Here is a 16,574-nt window from a genome sequence, read left to right as displayed (position 1 = left end):
GCCTTAGCAAACTCAGGGTTTTACACCCCTTGTTGTAGCTGCATAAAGGCTGTACAATTCGCGCCCTTATTCTTGTTTCAGTCATTGAGAGGCAACATGACCACTGAAAAAATCAATCTACTCGACTTTGATCGCAAAGGCATGCGTCAGTTTTTCGCAGAAGAACTCGGCGAGAAAGCGTTTCGTGCCGATCAGGTTATGAAGTGGATCTACCATTTCGGTGTAGATGACTTCGAAAAAATGACAAATATTAACAAGAAGCTGCGCGAAAAGCTTTTTCACAAGTGCGAAATCAAGGCACCAACAGTCGCAGAAGCTCAGCACTCTTCTGATGGTACGATCAAGTGGGCGATGAACGTTGGTGATCAGGATGTAGAGACGGTTTACATTCCAGAAGATGATCGTGCAACGCTTTGTGTGTCTTCTCAAGTAGGTTGTGCGTTGGAATGTAAGTTCTGCTCAACAGCACAGCAGGGCTTTAACCGTAACTTGAAAGTTTCAGAGATCATCGGTCAGGTGTGGCGCGCTGCACGTGAAATTGGTCTTGAGAAAGAAACAGGTCGCCGCCCAATTACTAACGTCGTGATGATGGGTATGGGTGAACCGCTTCTAAACATGAAGAACTTGATCCCGGCATTAGAACTAATGCTGGACGATCTTGGCTTTGGTTTGTCAAAACGTCGTGTGACTGTATCTACATCAGGTGTGGTTTCTGGCCTTGATCAGATGACAGGCAAAATCGATGTCGCGTTGGCAATTTCCCTTCATGCGCCAAACGATAAGTTGCGTAGTGAAATCATGCCAATTAACGATCGTTGGGATATTCAAGATTTCCTAGCATCAGTTCGTCGTTACATCGCTTCATCGAATGCAAACCGCGGTAAGGTAACGGTTGAGTACGTACTTCTTGATCATGTGAATGATGACATGGACCATGCTCGTGAACTGGCTGAGCTGATGAAAGACACACCATGTAAGATTAACTTGATTCCGTTTAACCCGTATCCAGGTTCACCTTACAAGAAACCAAGTAACTCACGTATTGATCGCTTCCAAAAAACATTGATGCAATATGAGCATACAGTAACGGTTCGTAAGACTCGTGGCGATGACATTGATGCAGCGTGTGGTCAGTTAGTCGGTGATGTGATTGACCGAACTAAACGTACTGCAATGTTAAAAGCGTCGCGCGGTGCTGATACCATTGAAGTAAAAGCGGTATAAACGACCGGAATTCAAAAATAGCCAGAGCCATTTGCTCTGGCTATTTTGTTTATCGATAAGAGCATTTCTGCCAAGATTTATGACGACAACTCTCCAACTCGAGGTTATTTGGGTATAATTTCGAATTACTTTGTCAAAGTTTGGACAAAAGCTTGAGCTATCTGTTAGTTTGAGTGTAAAGAGTTTTTGTCTTCGTTACACATTCGCTTATCATGATATGTGACATTAACGATGACACCGATAATTCTCAGCATTTTCTCACATACGCTTTGCTGATTTTTGCAAAACGGGTATTCACACTCAAATCGCTGAGAGTTTCTTAAAATTATTATTTTGGTTAACGCGTTTAGGCTAGCTATCTTTTAAAGAGGCTTAAGAACAATAACGAAAATACATAACCACGTTAGCCACTAAAACAGATTAAATACCACCATTATGACAGAACACGAAAATACGAATGAAGTGCCACTTTCTATTGAAGCTGGCACATTACTGAAAAACAAACGCGAATCTCTTGGGATGAGTCAAAAGCAAGTTGCTGATCGCCTGAGGCTTCGCGTTTCTGTTATTGAAGATATTGAAAATAACCGATTTGAGTCTCAACAAGTTGCGACATTTACGCGTGGTTACTTGCGTTCTTACGCGAAGTTCGTAGGCCTTGATGAGAAGATGGTTTTGACTGCGTTAGAGCAGACAGCAGATGTACAGCCACAAGAGCAAGAAATTGAAATGCAGAGCTTCTCTCGCAAAACAAAAGATGAGAAGCACAATAGTCGTATCATGCTCCTGACTTGGGTTATCGGGTTGGTCATTATTGGTATTTCTGCAGCTTGGTGGTGGCAAAACCAGCAAGAGAATAGCCTAACGAAGGAAGTTACGGATTCAAGTGTTGAAGCGCCGAAGCCCACAGCGAAAGAGTTAGCTGATATCGATTTAATGACGGCTGAGGAGTTAATCGCAAGTACTCCTGAAGACGTTGTTTCAACAAGTAATGATGTTGTTGAAACGAGTGAAGTACCAGTCGAGCAGGGTAGCGACCCTCTGCTTGCTGAAACTGAAAATACAACAAGCGTAGATTCTGAAGAACCTGTTGCCGTGATTGAAACTGCGGAAGAGGAACAGCCTGCGCCAGTCGTACCTGAAGGCATGACACTTCTTACTATGAAGTTTAAAGCGGACTGTTGGATTCAAGTAAAAGACACCAATGGTAAAACGCTGGTAAGTGGTACTCATAAACCAGGACAAGATGTAGAACTTACCGGAAAAGCGCCGTTTAAAGTGATATTAGGCGCACCGGAAGGGGTTACAATGACATTTGCAAGTGAACCTGTCGACCTTTCTGGGTATACTTCAGGCAAAGTAGCTAGATTCACTCTACCGTTATAAAAAATTATGCAACACGAATCTCCAATTATTCGTCGTAAATCGACGCGTATTTATGTGGGTGATGTACCAATTGGTGATGGTGCGCCAATTGCCGTACAGTCAATGACTAACACTCGCACGACTGACGTAGAAGCGACAGTCGCTCAAATCCGAGCACTAGAAAAAGTCGGTGCAGATATCGTTCGAGTTTCTGTACCTACCATGGACGCAGCAGAAGCTTTCAAACTGATTAAACAGCAAGTTTCTGTACCGTTAGTGGCTGATATTCATTTCGACTATCGTATCGCGCTGAAAGTGGCGGAGTACGGTGTTGACTGTTTACGTATCAACCCAGGTAACATTGGCAATGAAGAGCGCATTCGCGCTGTTGTTGACTGTGCTCGCGATAAAAACATCCCAATCCGTATTGGTGTCAACGGTGGATCTTTGGAAAAAGATTTACAGATGAAATACGGTGAACCAACGCCAGAAGCTTTAGTTGAATCGGCGATGCGTCACGTTGATCATCTCGATCGTCTTAACTTTGACCAATTTAAAGTTAGCGTGAAAGCTTCAGACGTCTTCCTAGCGGTGGATTCATACCGTCTGCTAGCGAAGAAAATCGATCAGCCTCTTCACTTGGGTATTACAGAAGCGGGCGGTGCTCGTGCTGGTGCTGTTAAGTCATCTGTTGGCTTAGGTATGCTGTTATCTGAAGGGATCGGCGATACGCTGCGTATCTCTTTGGCTGCCGATCCAGTTGAAGAAATCAAAGTCGGTTTCGACATTCTTAAATCTCTGCGCATTCGCTCTCGAGGCATCAACTTTATTGCTTGCCCAAGTTGCTCGCGCCAAGAATTTGATGTGATTGGTACGGTGAATGCACTGGAGCAACGTTTAGAAGACATCATCACGCCAATGGATGTGTCTATCATCGGTTGTGTGGTAAACGGCCCTGGTGAAGCAGAAGTTTCTCACTTAGGTCTAGCAGGCAGTAACAAGAAGAGCGCATTCTACGAAGATGGTAAACGCCAGAAAGAACGCTTTGATAACGATGACCTTGTGAATCAGCTAGAAGCTAAGATCCGTGCGAAAGCCGCCATGATGAATGGCGAAAACCGCATCGAAGTTAAAGTACAAGATTAATCTCAACGAGAATTACGGTAAGTATTGTGGCAAAAACAATTCAAGCAATTCGAGGCATGAACGATTGCCTCCCAACTCAGTCGCCACTGTGGCAAAAACTAGAAAACACAGTGAAAAATGTAATTAGCGCATACGGTTATAACGAAGTGCGCATGCCAATCGTTGAAGAAACAAACCTATTCAGCCGCGCTGTTGGTGAAGAGACAGACGTCGTTTCAAAAGAAATGTACACCTTTGATGATCGTAACGGAGACAGCCTAACACTTCGCCCTGAAGGTACTGCGGGTTGTGTACGTTCATGTATTCAAAACAGCCTGATCAACCGTGACGAACAGCGTCTGTGGTACATGGGGCCTATGTTCCGTCATGAGCGTCCGCAGAAAGGTCGTTACCGTCAATTCCACCAGTGTGGTGTCGAAGTGTTTGGCCTTAACGGTCCTGATGTTGATGCAGAACTTATCATGATGACGGCACGCTTATGGCGTGAACTGGGTATCAATGAACATGTTCGTCTTGAGCTGAACTCTATCGGTTCTCAAGAAGACCGCGCAGACTACCGTACTGCACTGGTTGCGTTCCTTGAGCAACATATTGATGTGCTAGACGAAGATTGTAAGCGTCGCATGCACACGAACCCACTGCGTGTTCTGGATACGAAGAACCCTGACGTTCAAGCTATTTTAGGTGATGCACCTCGCCTTTCAGATTACTTAGGTGAAGAATCTAAAGCACACTTCGCAGGTCTATGTGAACTTTTAGACGCCGCAGGTATCGAATACACAGTTAACGAACGTCTAGTTCGTGGTCTGGATTACTACAACCGCACGGTATTTGAATGGATCACTGAAAGCCTAGGTGCTCAAGGCACCGTTTGTGGCGGTGGACGTTACGATGGTCTTGTAGAGCAATTAGGTGGTAAACCAACACCAGCAGTTGGCTTTGCAATGGGCCTAGAGCGTCTTGTTCTGATGCTAGAAACACTAGAACTAACAGACGTTCGTCGCAGTGTGGATGTTTACGTAGTAACAGCAGGCGAAGGCACCATGATGGCAGGAATGAAGCTAGCAGAGCAGCTTCGTGAGTCTATCCCTGGCGTTCGTGTGATGAATCACTTCGGTGGCGGTAACTTCAAGAAACAGTTTAAACGCGCAGACAAAGTAGGTGCTGTTATAGCATTAGTTCTGGGTGAAAACGAAGTTGCGGATAATACCGTAGTACTGAAAGACTTGGCCGGTGGTGAGCAAGAGACTTACAACCAAGCAGAAGTTGCAGAAAAGATCGCAGCACTGATTTAAGTCTTTTAGTAATCTAACAAAATTACATCCTAGTTCGTAAGCTAAGGCTCCCAAATGTGGAGCCTTTAAACGAAATAGGAACAATGGCAGCTAAGCTGCCATTTACATGTTTTAAGAGGACAGGAAGTGGAACTTTACGATACTGAAGAACAACAAGTTGAAGCCATTAAAGACTGGTGGAAGGAAAACGGCAAAGCCGTCATCATCGGTGCGGTTGTTGGCTTAGGTGGTCTATTTGGCTGGCGTTACTACCAGGATTCTGTGATTCAGGCGAGTGAAGCAGCTTCTCAAAGCTACACGACAGCAATGAATGCTTTGCAAGATAAAGGTACTGATGCTCAAGCTGACGTGAAAGCTTTCATTGAGTCAAATGAAGTAAAAGAATATTCAGTATTGGCTGCGCTACAACTTGCTAAAGCACAAGTTGAAGCTCAAGATCTTTCTGCTGCATTAGAGCAATTGAAGTGGGCGCAAAGCAACACTCAAGATGCTGCGCTGTTACCATTGATTAGTTACCGCATTGCGCGCATTGAAACGGAAATGGGTAACTTTGACGCTGCAACGGCTGAGCTAAGTAACGTCACTGATGCAGCATGGACAGGGCGTATTGCTGAACTTCGTGGCGATATTGCGATTCGCCAAGGTGACAAAGATGCCGCATACGCTGCGTATACTGAAGCTCAGCAAGCGGCAGACGCAAGCCCGACGCTACAAATGAAATTGGACGATCTGGCGAAATAAGGACCGCATTGGATGAAAAGAGTCTTTAAGAAAGCCTTGTTAGGGGTGTTTACAATGGGAGTGCTTGCCGGTTGTGCTGGTGAGAAAGATACTATTGTAATGGCGCCACTACCTCAGGTAGACAGTGAGTTTACAACCAGTAGTGAGTGGAGTACATCGGTTGGCGATGGTGTTGGTCATTACTTTTCAAAGCTATCCCCTGTATTTGCGAATGATACATTGTTCGTGGCAAGTCGCGATGGCTTAGTAAAAGCGCTGGATCCTGAAAACGGTAAACAACGTTGGAAAACGGACCTAGAAGAAGATGTCATTGCTCGTCTCTCTGGTGGTATCACAGCAGCATACGGAAACCTTTACATTGGCTCTGAGAATGGTGAAGTCATCTCTCTTGACCAAGAAACAGGTGAAATTGTTTGGCGTGTAAAAGTTGGTGGTGAGGTACTGGCGAAGCCAGTTGCAGACTCAGGCCTTATTATCATCAATACTAGCCGAGGCATGTTGATTGCCCTTAATGAGAGTACTGGTGAGCAACGCTGGGCATTGAGTACAGAAGTGCCGAACCTAACTTTACGTGGTGACAGTACTCCGACTGCAATTGGCGGCGGTGTATTTTGGGGAACGGCAAATGGCCGACTCGCAGCTGCTATCGTTGAGCGTGGTCAGCTGATTTGGCAACAGCCTGTTGGTACGCCAAAAGGCGCGACAGAAATTGATCGTTTGGTTGATGTTGATTCATCGCCAATTGTGTTAGGCGGTACTCTTTTCACCATTGGATACAATGGTCAACTTATCGCCATTGATTTGCGTTCAGCGAACCCGATTTGGAAGCGTAATTACTCATCTGCAACAGACATTTCTACAGATGGTAGCCGCATCTTTGTGATAACGGAAAAAGATCATGTTGTTGCCGTTGATTCACGAAGTGGGACTGAGTTGTGGGAAAACAGCTTGCTTGAGCACCGACAACTTACAGCGCCAGTTATTGTCGGCAATTACCTCGTTGTCGGTGACACGCTTGGTTACCTTCACTGGATGGATCGTTCAACGGGCGAATTTGTTGCGCAGCAGTTTATCGATGATAGCGGCTTGGCCGTTGGCCCGACGTTATTGTCGGATGGTTATGTGATTACAACTCGCAACGGCGATGTAAAGAAACTAACCATTAACGAATAATATCGTGATATAATTCACATTCGGCTCCTGGCTGGTGACAGCTAGGAGCCGTTTTGTTGTTTGAATTTATTAACCCTGACGTGGTTATAGGTAAAAAGCTGGTTTGATTTGGCATCGAGCAAGTCGTTACCTATAACTACAGAAGAAAGATTATTGTAGAGGTTGTTATGGTACCTGTTGTAGCTCTAGTAGGGCGTCCGAACGTAGGTAAATCTACACTATTTAACCGATTGACTCGCACTCGTGACGCGTTGGTTGCGGACTTTCCAGGCCTAACGCGAGACCGTAAGTATGGCCAGGCGAGACTTGGTGAAGAGCACGAATTCATTGTGATTGATACCGGCGGTATTGATGGCACAGAAGAAGGCGTGGAAACAAAGATGGCAGAACAGTCATTAGCCGCGATTGATGAGGCTGATGTTGTATTGTTCCTTGTTGACGGTCGTGCTGGTCTGACACCTTCAGATGCAGCAATTGCTGCGCATCTGCGTAAAATTGAAAAGCCAGCGATGCTGGTGGTAAACAAAATAGATGGTATTGATGCCGATGCGGCGTGTGCTGATTTTTGGCAGCTCGGCGTGGATGATATGTACCAGATTGCGGCCGCTCATGGCCGTGGTGTGACCGCTCTGCTTGAGCGTGCTTTATCTCCATTCTTTGATGATCTACTAACAAGTGAGTCTGAAGACGGTGAGATTGAAGACCTGACTGGATTCGAAGACGAAGAGCCTCTTGTTGAAGATTACACTGAAGAAGACGCAGAAGCTGAATTCAAGCGCCTTCAAGAGCAGCCGATTAAGTTGGCGATCATCGGTCGTCCTAACGTAGGTAAATCGACACTGACTAACCGTATTCTGGGTGAAGAACGTGTGGTTGTATACGATATGCCTGGTACGACGCGTGATTCTATCTACATCCCGATGGAGCGTGATGGACGCGAATACGTACTAATTGATACCGCAGGTGTTCGTCGTCGTGGTCGTATCAATGAAACGGTTGAAAAGTTCTCTGTTGTTAAGACGCTGAAAGCGGTAGAAGATGCAAACGTCGTTCTACTGGTGATTGATGCACGTGAAAATATTTCAGACCAAGACCTAAGCTTGCTTGGTTTTGCACTGAATGCTGGCCGCTCAATTGTCATCGCCGTTAACAAGTGGGATGGTCTAGACAGTGACGTGAAAGAAAGCGTGAAGAAAGAACTGGACCGCCGTCTAGGATTCGTCGATTTCGCGCGTATCCACTTTATCTCTGCGCTGCACGGTACTGGCGTTGGTCACTTGTTTGAATCTATCCAAGAAGCATATAACTCGGCGACAACGCGCGTGGGTACGTCAGTACTGACGCGTATCATGAAGATGGCAGTGGATGATCACCAGCCGCCAATGGTTCGTGGTCGTCGTATCAAACTCAAATACGCACACGCAGGTGGTTACAATCCACCGATCGTTGTTATCCACGGTAACATGGTTCGTGAATTGCCAGATTCGTATAAACGTTATCTGATGAACTACTTCCGTAAGTCTCTGGAAATTATGGGAACACCGATTCGCATTAACTTCCACAACAGTGATAACCCATACGAGAACCGTACGAATAAGCTTACGCTATCACAAGAGCGTAAACGTAAGCGTATGATGTCGATGGTGAAAAACCGCAATAAATAATGAAATTCGAATACCCAAGTTTCTACTTGGGTATTTTTTTATCAAAAGTAATCGTAAAAATGACTATCACAGCAACAAAGACTCGTTTTTGTCATCAAACATGGCAATTAGAAGCACAAATACAGCTCGTTCAATCTACGGAAGAAGTGACTTACGTTATTACAGATTTCACGCCGTTCCATCCCGTTAGTCACATATGGCCGGATCACCCTGCAGACAAAGGAACGTTGAAGGTGAATGGGGCTGAGCATGAAGTGATAGATTGCCAAGTGGGCGCAGTAGAGCAGAAAAGTGGTGCTCTGTATGTGGGTAGTGATATCCCTGTAAAGCGTGATGCTGAAGGTTGGGTGTTTGTCGTCGTGCATGTTTTATCACGTACGGAATCACTTGCAATTAATGACTTGGTGACATTAGCGGTAGATAAAGACTATCAAAATGCTTTGAGCCGAGGCCACACTGCAGGACACTTAGCGTATTTGGCGTTGAATAAAGTGCTAGCGGAAGACTATTGGCGAAAAGACGCAGACCGCAAAGACCCACATGGTTATTATGACTTTAATAGCTATGCACAAGTTACGAGTTATGTTACTCCAGACAAGTGCCTCGATACGTACCGTTTAGGCAAAACACTCCGTAAAAGAGGATTAAACAGTGCAGATATGCTGAATGACCTCCAGGCGATTGCAGAAAAAGTGAATGGCCAACTGGTTGAATGGCTTCAAAGAGATGCGATGATCACCATGGAATGCCACGGCGATAGATTAACTGATTCTCGCTATTGGAAGTGCGATTTAGGGGAAGGTCAATTAGCGGTAATCCCTTGTGGTGGAACGCATGCGAGCCATTTAAATGAGTTTGCTTTTATCCAAGTTAAACTCGTTGAGCTCGACGCTCAAACTATCGAAATGCACACCAATGTAAACACAGCTTTCTGAATAAGATCTTTTTATTAAGTTCTAATTTTTCGTTTAATTAAATTCAAATTAGGTTTTTTATTCTGCCTTAAATTGGAATGCAGAATATGTAACTTATGCTTTCGGTGTGTGGTTATATAAATATTCTTTTAAGGGGTGATCGCTGATCAAGGAGTAAATATCAGACGATCAGTATAAGATCCTACTTATCAAGTATGGTTAGCGCCTCGTGAAACTTGTTGGGGCGGTGATGAAGATCAACATACTTGTTCGTTATTTTGAGTAGCATGCGTTACTCGAAATTGCTTAGTTTAGAGAGAGGAACGGGATATGCAGCAGAACATTTGCCCGACTTGCAATGTCGAACTGGAATGGACAGGACAATACCATTGTGCACAGTGTGAATCGGATTTTAAAAAAGTAGGTTTTTGCCCTGATTGTGAGGCGGAGCTGGAGAAGCTGCAAGCATGCGGTGCTGCGAGTTACTTTTGTAATGTGTGTAATGAACTCAAATCAAAATCACGTGTCCGATTTGAGTTCCAGAAAGTCACTTAACCAGAGTTTGTATTCAGTTAACGGTAGAACGAACGTCGCCTTCGGCTAATCGAGTAATCAATACATCTCCCGATTTTACATCTGAAGATTGAGTAATCACTTTACCTTGCTCAGTTTGAGTAATTGAGTAACCTCGTTTCAATGTCGCTAGCGGGCTGACGGTGTCTAACTTCTCTGCAGCAATCGCGAGTTGATGGCGCATAGTCAGTAACTTGCGATCCATTGCATCCATGAGCTTTTGCTCAACACGTTCTAGCTTCGACTTCTGCTCGGCAAGGCGTGTTACAGGAGAATTTAATTGCAGCCGATAATGTTGACGCTCGATTCGCTGTTGACGCAAGGCAATAAAACGACTCATCGCTCGCTGTAAGCGCATGTCCAACTCATCTAACTGTTGCGTCTGACGTTGCAAGCGATAGCTTGGGTGCTGTCTCTCTAGACGGTGCACTAATTGCGCAGATTGCTGCTTTTGTTGTGCTAGGTAGTAACGCATCGCGCTCGCTAACTTATGCTGGCGGGTAACTAAAGCTTGATCTTTGTGGCTGTTATCACGGCTTACTAGCTCAGCGGCTGCTGATGGAGTAGGCGCGCGTACGTCGGCGACAAAATCAGCTATTGTCACGTCGACTTCATGTCCAACGGCGCTAATAATAGGAATTTGGCTTGCTGCAATCGTGCGAGCTAATATCTCGTTGTTAAAGCACCATAAGTCTTCCAATGAACCACCACCTCGGCCCACAATTAGCACATCACATTCATCACGGCTGTTAGCGCGACCAATGGCTTGTGCGATTTGAATGGCTGCATCTTCACCTTGTACCACTGTCGGATAAATCACAACGGGTAGGGAAGGATCACGACGTTTCAATACGTCTAAGATATCGTAAAGCGCGGCACCAGTTTTCGATGTGATGACGCCAACACGTTTTGGGTGTTCAGGCAAAGATTGCTTATTGATTTGCGCGAACAACCCTTCTGCTGCAAGCTTCATTTTCAGCTCTTCAAACTCTTGTTGAAGACGGCCATCACCTTCCGGTTGCATGCTTTCGATGATCAATTGGTAGTCACCGCGAGGCTCATAAAGAGACAGACGAGCTTTTACTAGGACTTGATTACCGTTAGCGGGTTTGAAAGTAACGCGGCGATTGTTACCACGAAACATGGCACATTTAACTTGAGCGCGAGAGTCTTTAAGAGTGAGGTACCAGTGACCAGAGACAGGAGCTGAAAAGTTGGATATCTCTCCGACGAGCCAAACGATCCCCATTTCGTTTTCAAGGAGTAAACGAACTTCTGCGTTGAGACGAGAAACAGTAAAGATGTTTTGATTGGTCTTGGAGAGCACAGCTAATCTCTTAGACGTGAGTATGGAAATTAGCGGCAATATAATACATAGCAAGGGGGTAATTGCAAGAAAAAAATTAAAAAATTTGTGGTCAAGCGATTGCGTTAACCGTATAATCCCTCCGCAATATCTAATCCAAATGTAGCTTGTTGCTAACACAGGTTACCCTCATTATGCGAAACGATGAGATTGGATTGTTCTTTTTACTCCTCTAATTGTGAGATATTGCAAATGCTAAGAATTGCCAAAGAAGCGCTGACATTCGATGACGTACTACTTGTGCCAGCACACTCCACCGTTCTCCCAAACACAGCTGATCTTCGCACTCAGCTAACTAAGAACATCACCCTAAACATCCCAATGATTTCAGCGTCTATGGACACTGTTACTGAAGCTCGTCTAGCAATTGCGCTAGCGCAAGAGGGTGGCATTGGCTTTATCCACAAGAACATGTCTATTGAGCAGCAGGCAGCCGAAGTTCGTAAAGTTAAGAAGTTCGAAGCTGGTATGGTAACTGACGCGGTTACAGTAAACCCTGACGCGACCATCGCTGATGTTGTTGCACTCACTGAAAAACATGGTTTTGCAGGTTTCCCTGTTGTCACTGAGAGCAATGAGCTTGTTGGTATTATCACTGGTCGTGACGTTCGTTTTGTGACGGACCTTTCTAAGAAAGTATCTTCAGTAATGACGCCAAAAGAGAAGTTGGCAGCAGTTAAAGAAGGTGCAACACGAGAAGAAGTGCAAGAGAAAATGCACGAAGCTCGCGTAGAGAAAGTATTGGTTGTGAATGATGAGTTCCAACTAACCGGTATGATTACTGCGAAAGACTTCCACAAAGCAGAACGTAAACCAAACGCATGTAAAGATGAGCGTGGTCGCCTACGTGTTGGCGCAGCAGTTGGTGCTGGTGCTGGTAACGAAGAGCGAGTTGCTGCACTAGTTGAAGCTGGCGTTGACGTTCTACTTATCGACTCTTCACACGGTCATTCTGAAGGTGTTCTAAGCCGCATTCGTGAAACACGTGCAGCTTACCCAGATCTAGACATCATCGGTGGTAACGTAGCAACAGGTGCTGGTGCTAAAGCACTAATCGAAGCTGGCGTAAGCGCAGTGAAAGTTGGTATCGGCCCTGGTTCTATCTGTACAACTCGTATTGTAACGGGTGTGGGGGTTCCACAAATCACTGCAATCGCAGATGCGGCAGAAGTTGCTAATGATTATGGTATTCCAGTTATCGCTGACGGTGGTATCCGTTTCTCTGGTGATATCTGTAAAGCAATCGTAGCGGGCGCATCATGTGTGATGGTTGGTTCTATGTTTGCAGGTACTGAAGAAGCGCCGGGTGAAGTGATTCTATACAACGGCCGTTCTTACAAGTCTTACCGTGGCATGGGTTCTCTTGGTGCAATGTCTCAAGGTTCTTCTGACCGTTACTTCCAGTCTGACAACGCAGCGGACAAGCTAGTACCAGAAGGTATCGAAGGTCGTATCGCATACAAAGGCCGTCTAAAAGAGATCGTACACCAACAAATGGGTGGTCTACGTTCAAGCATGGGTCTAACTGGCTCTGCAACTATCGAAGATATGCGTACGAAAGCTGAATTTGTACGTATCTCTGGTGCTGGTATGCAAGAGTCTCATGTACACGATGTTCAAATTACTAAGGAAGCACCGAACTACCGTCTAGGGAACTAATTACCTAACGGAAACGTTTGCTTTTTCCTTGAAGCATTAAGAAGAGGCGAGTACACTCGCCTCGGTTTTAATCACTTAGCCTTAAAAAGACTGCTCAAAATGACTAAAAATATCCATGACCAACGTATTCTGATCTTGGACTTCGGTTCTCAGTACACTCAATTAGTAGCACGCCGCGTACGTGAAATCGGCGTTTACTGTGAACTATGGAGCTGGGATGTAGAAGAAGCGGATATTCGCGAATTCAACCCAGATGGCATTATCCTATCTGGTGGTCCAGAAAGCGTAACGGAAGAGAACTCTCCACGCGCGCCTCAATATGTGTTTGATTCTGGTGTTCCTCTACTTGGCGTATGTTACGGCATGCAAACTATGGCGGAACAACTAGGTGGCAAAGTAGCAGGCTCTAACGAACGTGAGTTTGGCTACGCTCAGGTTAAAGTTTCTGGTGAATGTGCCTTATTTAAAGATCTTGAAGCAACTCAAGACGTTTGGATGAGCCACGGCGACAAAGTAGTAGAAATTCCAGCCGATTTCGTAAAAATTGGTGAGACAGACACTTGTCCTTATGCTGCGATGGCGAACGAAGAGAAGAAATACTACGGCGTTCAGTTCCACCCAGAAGTGACACACACAAAAGGTGGCCTACAAATGCTTGAGAACTTTGTTCTTGGCGTATGTGGCTGTGAGCGTCTATGGACATCGGAATCTATCATCGAAGACGCGGTTGCTCGCATTAAAGAGCAAGTGGGTGACGACGAAGTTATCCTAGGCTTATCTGGTGGTGTGGATTCATCTGTTGTTGCGATGCTGGTGCACCGCGCAATTGGCGACAAGCTAACGTGTGTATTTGTCGATAACGGTCTACTTCGTTTAAACGAAGGCCAACAAGTGATGGATATGTTTGGCGATAAGTTCGGCCTAAACATCATCAAAGTTGATGCAGAAGATCGTTTCCTTGAAGCTCTGAAAGGCAAGTCTGACCCAGAAGAGAAGCGTAAGACAATCGGCCACGTATTCGTAGATGTATTCGATGAAGAGTCGAAAAAGCTGAAAAATGCAAAATGGCTAGCGCAAGGTACCATCTACCCAGACGTAATTGAGTCTGCGGCATCTAAGACTGGTAAAGCGCACGTGATAAAATCACACCACAATGTGGGCGGTCTACCAGATGAAATGGAAATGGGTCTTGTTGAGCCACTACGTGAGCTGTTCAAAGATGAAGTTCGTAAGATTGGTCTAGAGCTAGGTCTACCATACAACATGCTTTACCGCCATCCATTCCCAGGTCCTGGTCTAGGTGTTCGTGTTCTTGGTGAAATCAAGAAAGAATACTGTGACTTGCTACGTCGCGCTGATGCTATCTTCATTGAAGAGCTTCACGCTGCAGACCTTTATGACAAAGTATCTCAAGCGTTCACGGTATTCCTACCTGTTCGCTCTGTAGGTGTAATGGGTGATGGCCGTAAATACGACTGGGTTGTATCACTGCGTGCAGTAGAAACCATCGACTTTATGACGGCACACTGGGCGCATCTACCATACGACTTCCTAGGTAAGGTATCTAACCGTATTATCAACGAAGTTGATGGCATCTCACGTGTTGTTTACGATATTTCAGGTAAGCCACCAGCGACTATCGAGTGGGAATAATTTTCCTCTAGACTGTTGAGTTTATAAGAACCAGCCTCCGGGCTGGTTTTTTTGTGCTTCAAATTTGTGAATAGGGGACTCAACTTTTTTACAGGATATATATACATGCGGTAAAATTAAATATATATTCATTTTAATTGTTTAAATATTATAAATGGTATTGCTATGGAACAGGCTGAAGTTACCTCTCTCATTCCCATCCTTATTACTCTTTTCCTCGCTCTGACGACGAGAAATGTCGTCGTTGGTTTATTCGCTGGTGTGGTCAGTGGCGTCGCTATGCTTGAAGGGACATTTGTCGAAAAAGGACCACTAGACTCGTTTAGTGCGTTGATGAAAAGCTATCTACTGCCGCAACTTACCGATAGCTACAACGCTGGTGTGATTTTGTTATTAGTGTTCATTGGTGGTTTCGTTGCGCTGATGGAAAAGTCTGGTGGTGGTGTTGCTTTTGCTAAAAAGGTTACTCAATGGGTGGCGAGTAAATGCCAAGCTCAACTGTCCGCATGGTTTGGTGGTGTGGTTATTTTCTTCTCTGACCTTGGTACACCGTTGATTGTTGGTCCTGTTTTTCGCCCTTTATTTGATAAGTTAAAAGTATCACGCCAAAAATTAGCTTTTATTATCGATTCTACTTCCTCTCCCGTCGCAATCTTGATTCCTTTTATCGGATGGGGCGTTTACATCATGGGGTTGATTCAAAAAGAGTTTACTGCCCTGAATGTCAGTATGAGTGACTGGGATGCTTTCATTGGCGCGATCCCGTATCAGTTTTACGCCTTTCTTGCGATCGCGATTGTGCCGATTGTCTCTTTCTTCAAATTAGATTTCGGACCGATGGCGAAGGCTGAACAACTAGCAGAGCAGGGTTCCGACTTTGGGAAAGTGCAGGAGTCCATGAATGTGTTTACGCATAAAAATGCAAAATCTAGTTTTGTATGGGCACCTTTGCTCGTTATGCTGGTGGTTTTATGTACCATCCTCGTACCACACGGTTTTCCATTTCAAAAAGTAGCAGGCTCAACGTTCAGGGCTGCACTTTCTTCGGCATATTTCTTCGCAGCCTTTACTTTGATTGCGCTGATGGCGTTTTATGGCGTAAGAAAACTCTCTGATGGCATTCAGGTTTACCTAAAAGGGATGTCGAACATGATGTCTGTAGCCGTGATTTTGGTATTGGCTTGGGCACTTAGCTCGGTTGGGAAAGAATTAGGTGCAGCTGCATATATTGCTGAACAAGCTCAAGCCGGTTTCCCGTATTGGCTATTGCCAGCAGTCGCCTTTTTGCTTGCTGGTATTATTTCGTTCGCTACGGGATCATCTTGGGGGACATTTGCCATCATGATGCCACTAGTGATCCCAACGGCCGTCGCGATTGATGCTCCATTGTTAGTTTGTATTGGTGCGGTGTTATCTGGTGGCCTGTTTGGCGATCACTGTTCTCCAATCTCTGAAACCACGATTCTGTCGTCGACAGGGGCAGGGTGTGAGCAGTATGAGCACTTCCGAACTCAGTTACCTTACGCATTACTCAATGGAATGATTGCATTAGGGTGTTTCCTTTTAGCTGGAATCAACGCCTCGCCAGTGATTGTGCTTGCCGCTATTGTTGCTCAGTGTGTGGTTTATTTTGTGTTGTCTAAACAAAAATCAACCGCGAAGCTAGACGTTGTTTCGGCAGAACAATAAAGATAGAAATATCATAAAGCGGAGGCTCATTGGGCCTCCGCTTTTCTTTTGAGTCAAGGTAACATTTTTCTTGTGACAAAATGTGTGCGAGGACTTATTTATTCATTTTGTC

At 45.1% G+C, this 16,574-nt stretch carries 13 protein-coding genes; 12 read left to right on the top strand and 1 reads right to left on the bottom strand.

The window, feature by feature from the left end:
* Positions 1 to 96: 96 nt before the first annotated feature.
* The 9 genes from MSG33_RS19760 (at position 97) to MSG33_RS19720 (ending at position 10,077) form a co-directional block, all read left to right on the top strand.
* Positions 97 to 1,224, top strand: a complete 1,128-nt coding sequence (locus MSG33_RS19760; protein WP_248381828.1) for a bifunctional tRNA (adenosine(37)-C2)-methyltransferase TrmG/ribosomal RNA large subunit methyltransferase RlmN — start codon at positions 97 to 99, stop codon at positions 1,222 to 1,224.
* 435 nt (positions 1,225 to 1,659) lie between these two features.
* The gene (rodZ, locus tag MSG33_RS19755; protein ID WP_248381826.1) at positions 1,660 to 2,610 is read left to right on the top strand and encodes a cytoskeleton protein RodZ; all 951 of its coding nucleotides are present in this window, start codon (positions 1,660 to 1,662) and stop codon (positions 2,608 to 2,610) included.
* Positions 2,611 to 2,616: 6 nt separating this feature from the next.
* On the top strand, positions 2,617 to 3,735 hold the full coding sequence (gene ispG, locus MSG33_RS19750) for a flavodoxin-dependent (E)-4-hydroxy-3-methylbut-2-enyl-diphosphate synthase (RefSeq protein ID WP_005391537.1): 1,119 nt from the start codon (positions 2,617 to 2,619) through the stop codon (positions 3,733 to 3,735).
* Positions 3,736 to 3,761: 26 nt separating this feature from the next.
* Positions 3,762 to 5,030 (top strand): histidine--tRNA ligase, encoded by a 1,269-nt coding sequence (hisS, locus tag MSG33_RS19745; protein ID WP_005391530.1) that lies wholly within the window; start codon positions 3,762 to 3,764, stop codon positions 5,028 to 5,030.
* Positions 5,031 to 5,156: 126 nt separating this feature from the next.
* Entirely contained in the window at positions 5,157 to 5,771 is a 615-nt protein-coding gene (locus tag MSG33_RS19740) for a YfgM family protein (RefSeq protein ID WP_005391529.1), read from the top strand.
* Between the two features lie 12 nt (positions 5,772 to 5,783).
* The gene (gene bamB / locus MSG33_RS19735) at positions 5,784 to 6,944 is read left to right on the top strand and encodes an outer membrane protein assembly factor BamB (RefSeq protein WP_248381824.1); all 1,161 of its coding nucleotides are present in this window, start codon (positions 5,784 to 5,786) and stop codon (positions 6,942 to 6,944) included.
* A 167-nt stretch (positions 6,945 to 7,111) separates the two neighbouring features.
* Entirely contained in the window at positions 7,112 to 8,608 is a 1,497-nt protein-coding gene (der, locus tag MSG33_RS19730; protein WP_046874335.1) for a ribosome biogenesis GTPase Der, read from the top strand.
* Between the two features lie 59 nt (positions 8,609 to 8,667).
* Positions 8,668 to 9,543, top strand: coding sequence for an alanyl-tRNA editing protein (locus tag MSG33_RS19725; protein ID WP_145474395.1), 876 nt, complete (start codon positions 8,668 to 8,670; stop codon positions 9,541 to 9,543).
* A 309-nt stretch (positions 9,544 to 9,852) separates the two neighbouring features.
* Positions 9,853 to 10,077, top strand: coding sequence for a zinc ribbon domain-containing protein (locus MSG33_RS19720; protein WP_047010185.1), 225 nt, complete (start codon positions 9,853 to 9,855; stop codon positions 10,075 to 10,077).
* 13 nt (positions 10,078 to 10,090) lie between these two features.
* Here the strand turns inward: MSG33_RS19720 and xseA are convergent, their stop codons facing one another.
* Positions 10,091 to 11,422 (bottom strand): exodeoxyribonuclease VII large subunit, encoded by a 1,332-nt coding sequence (gene xseA, locus MSG33_RS19715; RefSeq protein ID WP_017633909.1) that lies wholly within the window; start codon positions 11,420 to 11,422, stop codon positions 10,091 to 10,093.
* Between the two features lie 231 nt (positions 11,423 to 11,653).
* On the opposite strand from xseA, the gene guaB reads away from it, so the two are divergent.
* From guaB to MSG33_RS19700, 3 genes are all read left to right on the top strand, one after another.
* Positions 11,654 to 13,120 (top strand): IMP dehydrogenase, encoded by a 1,467-nt coding sequence (gene guaB / locus MSG33_RS19710; protein ID WP_005391524.1) that lies wholly within the window; start codon positions 11,654 to 11,656, stop codon positions 13,118 to 13,120.
* A 99-nt stretch (positions 13,121 to 13,219) separates the two neighbouring features.
* Positions 13,220 to 14,773 (top strand): glutamine-hydrolyzing GMP synthase, encoded by a 1,554-nt coding sequence (guaA, locus tag MSG33_RS19705; protein ID WP_248381822.1) that lies wholly within the window; start codon positions 13,220 to 13,222, stop codon positions 14,771 to 14,773.
* Between the two features lie 165 nt (positions 14,774 to 14,938).
* Positions 14,939 to 16,462, top strand: coding sequence for a Na+/H+ antiporter NhaC family protein (locus tag MSG33_RS19700; RefSeq protein WP_074190951.1), 1,524 nt, complete (start codon positions 14,939 to 14,941; stop codon positions 16,460 to 16,462).
* The last annotated feature ends 112 nt before the right edge of the window (positions 16,463 to 16,574 follow it).

The sequence above is a fragment of the Vibrio sp. 1CM7H genome (genome assembly GCF_023161645.1).
GTDB classification, from domain to species: domain Bacteria; phylum Pseudomonadota; class Gammaproteobacteria; order Enterobacterales; family Vibrionaceae; genus Vibrio; species Vibrio diabolicus.
The sequence above is the reverse complement of the archived record's forward strand: the minus strand, read 5'-3'. Positions and strand labels throughout refer to the sequence as shown.

Excerpts from the sequence above, each read along its gene's own strand:
- MSG33_RS19760 (WP_248381828.1), top strand. The coding sequence starts at position 97 with ATGACCACTGAAAAAATCAATCTACTCGACTTTGATCGCAAAGGCATG.
- rodZ (WP_248381826.1), top strand. The coding sequence starts at position 1,660 with ATGACAGAACACGAAAATACGAATGAAGTGCCACTTTCTATTGAAGCT.
- ispG (WP_005391537.1), top strand. The coding sequence starts at position 2,617 with ATGCAACACGAATCTCCAATTATTCGTCGTAAATCGACGCGTATTTAT.
- bamB (WP_248381824.1), top strand. The coding sequence starts at position 5,784 with ATGAAAAGAGTCTTTAAGAAAGCCTTGTTAGGGGTGTTTACAATGGGA.
- der (WP_046874335.1), top strand. The coding sequence starts at position 7,112 with ATGGTACCTGTTGTAGCTCTAGTAGGGCGTCCGAACGTAGGTAAATCT.
- MSG33_RS19725 (WP_145474395.1), top strand. The coding sequence starts at position 8,668 with ATGACTATCACAGCAACAAAGACTCGTTTTTGTCATCAAACATGGCAA.
- MSG33_RS19720 (WP_047010185.1), top strand. The coding sequence starts at position 9,853 with ATGCAGCAGAACATTTGCCCGACTTGCAATGTCGAACTGGAATGGACA.
- guaB (WP_005391524.1), top strand. The coding sequence starts at position 11,654 with ATGCTAAGAATTGCCAAAGAAGCGCTGACATTCGATGACGTACTACTT.
- guaA (WP_248381822.1), top strand. The coding sequence starts at position 13,220 with ATGACTAAAAATATCCATGACCAACGTATTCTGATCTTGGACTTCGGT.
- MSG33_RS19700 (WP_074190951.1), top strand. The coding sequence starts at position 14,939 with ATGGAACAGGCTGAAGTTACCTCTCTCATTCCCATCCTTATTACTCTT.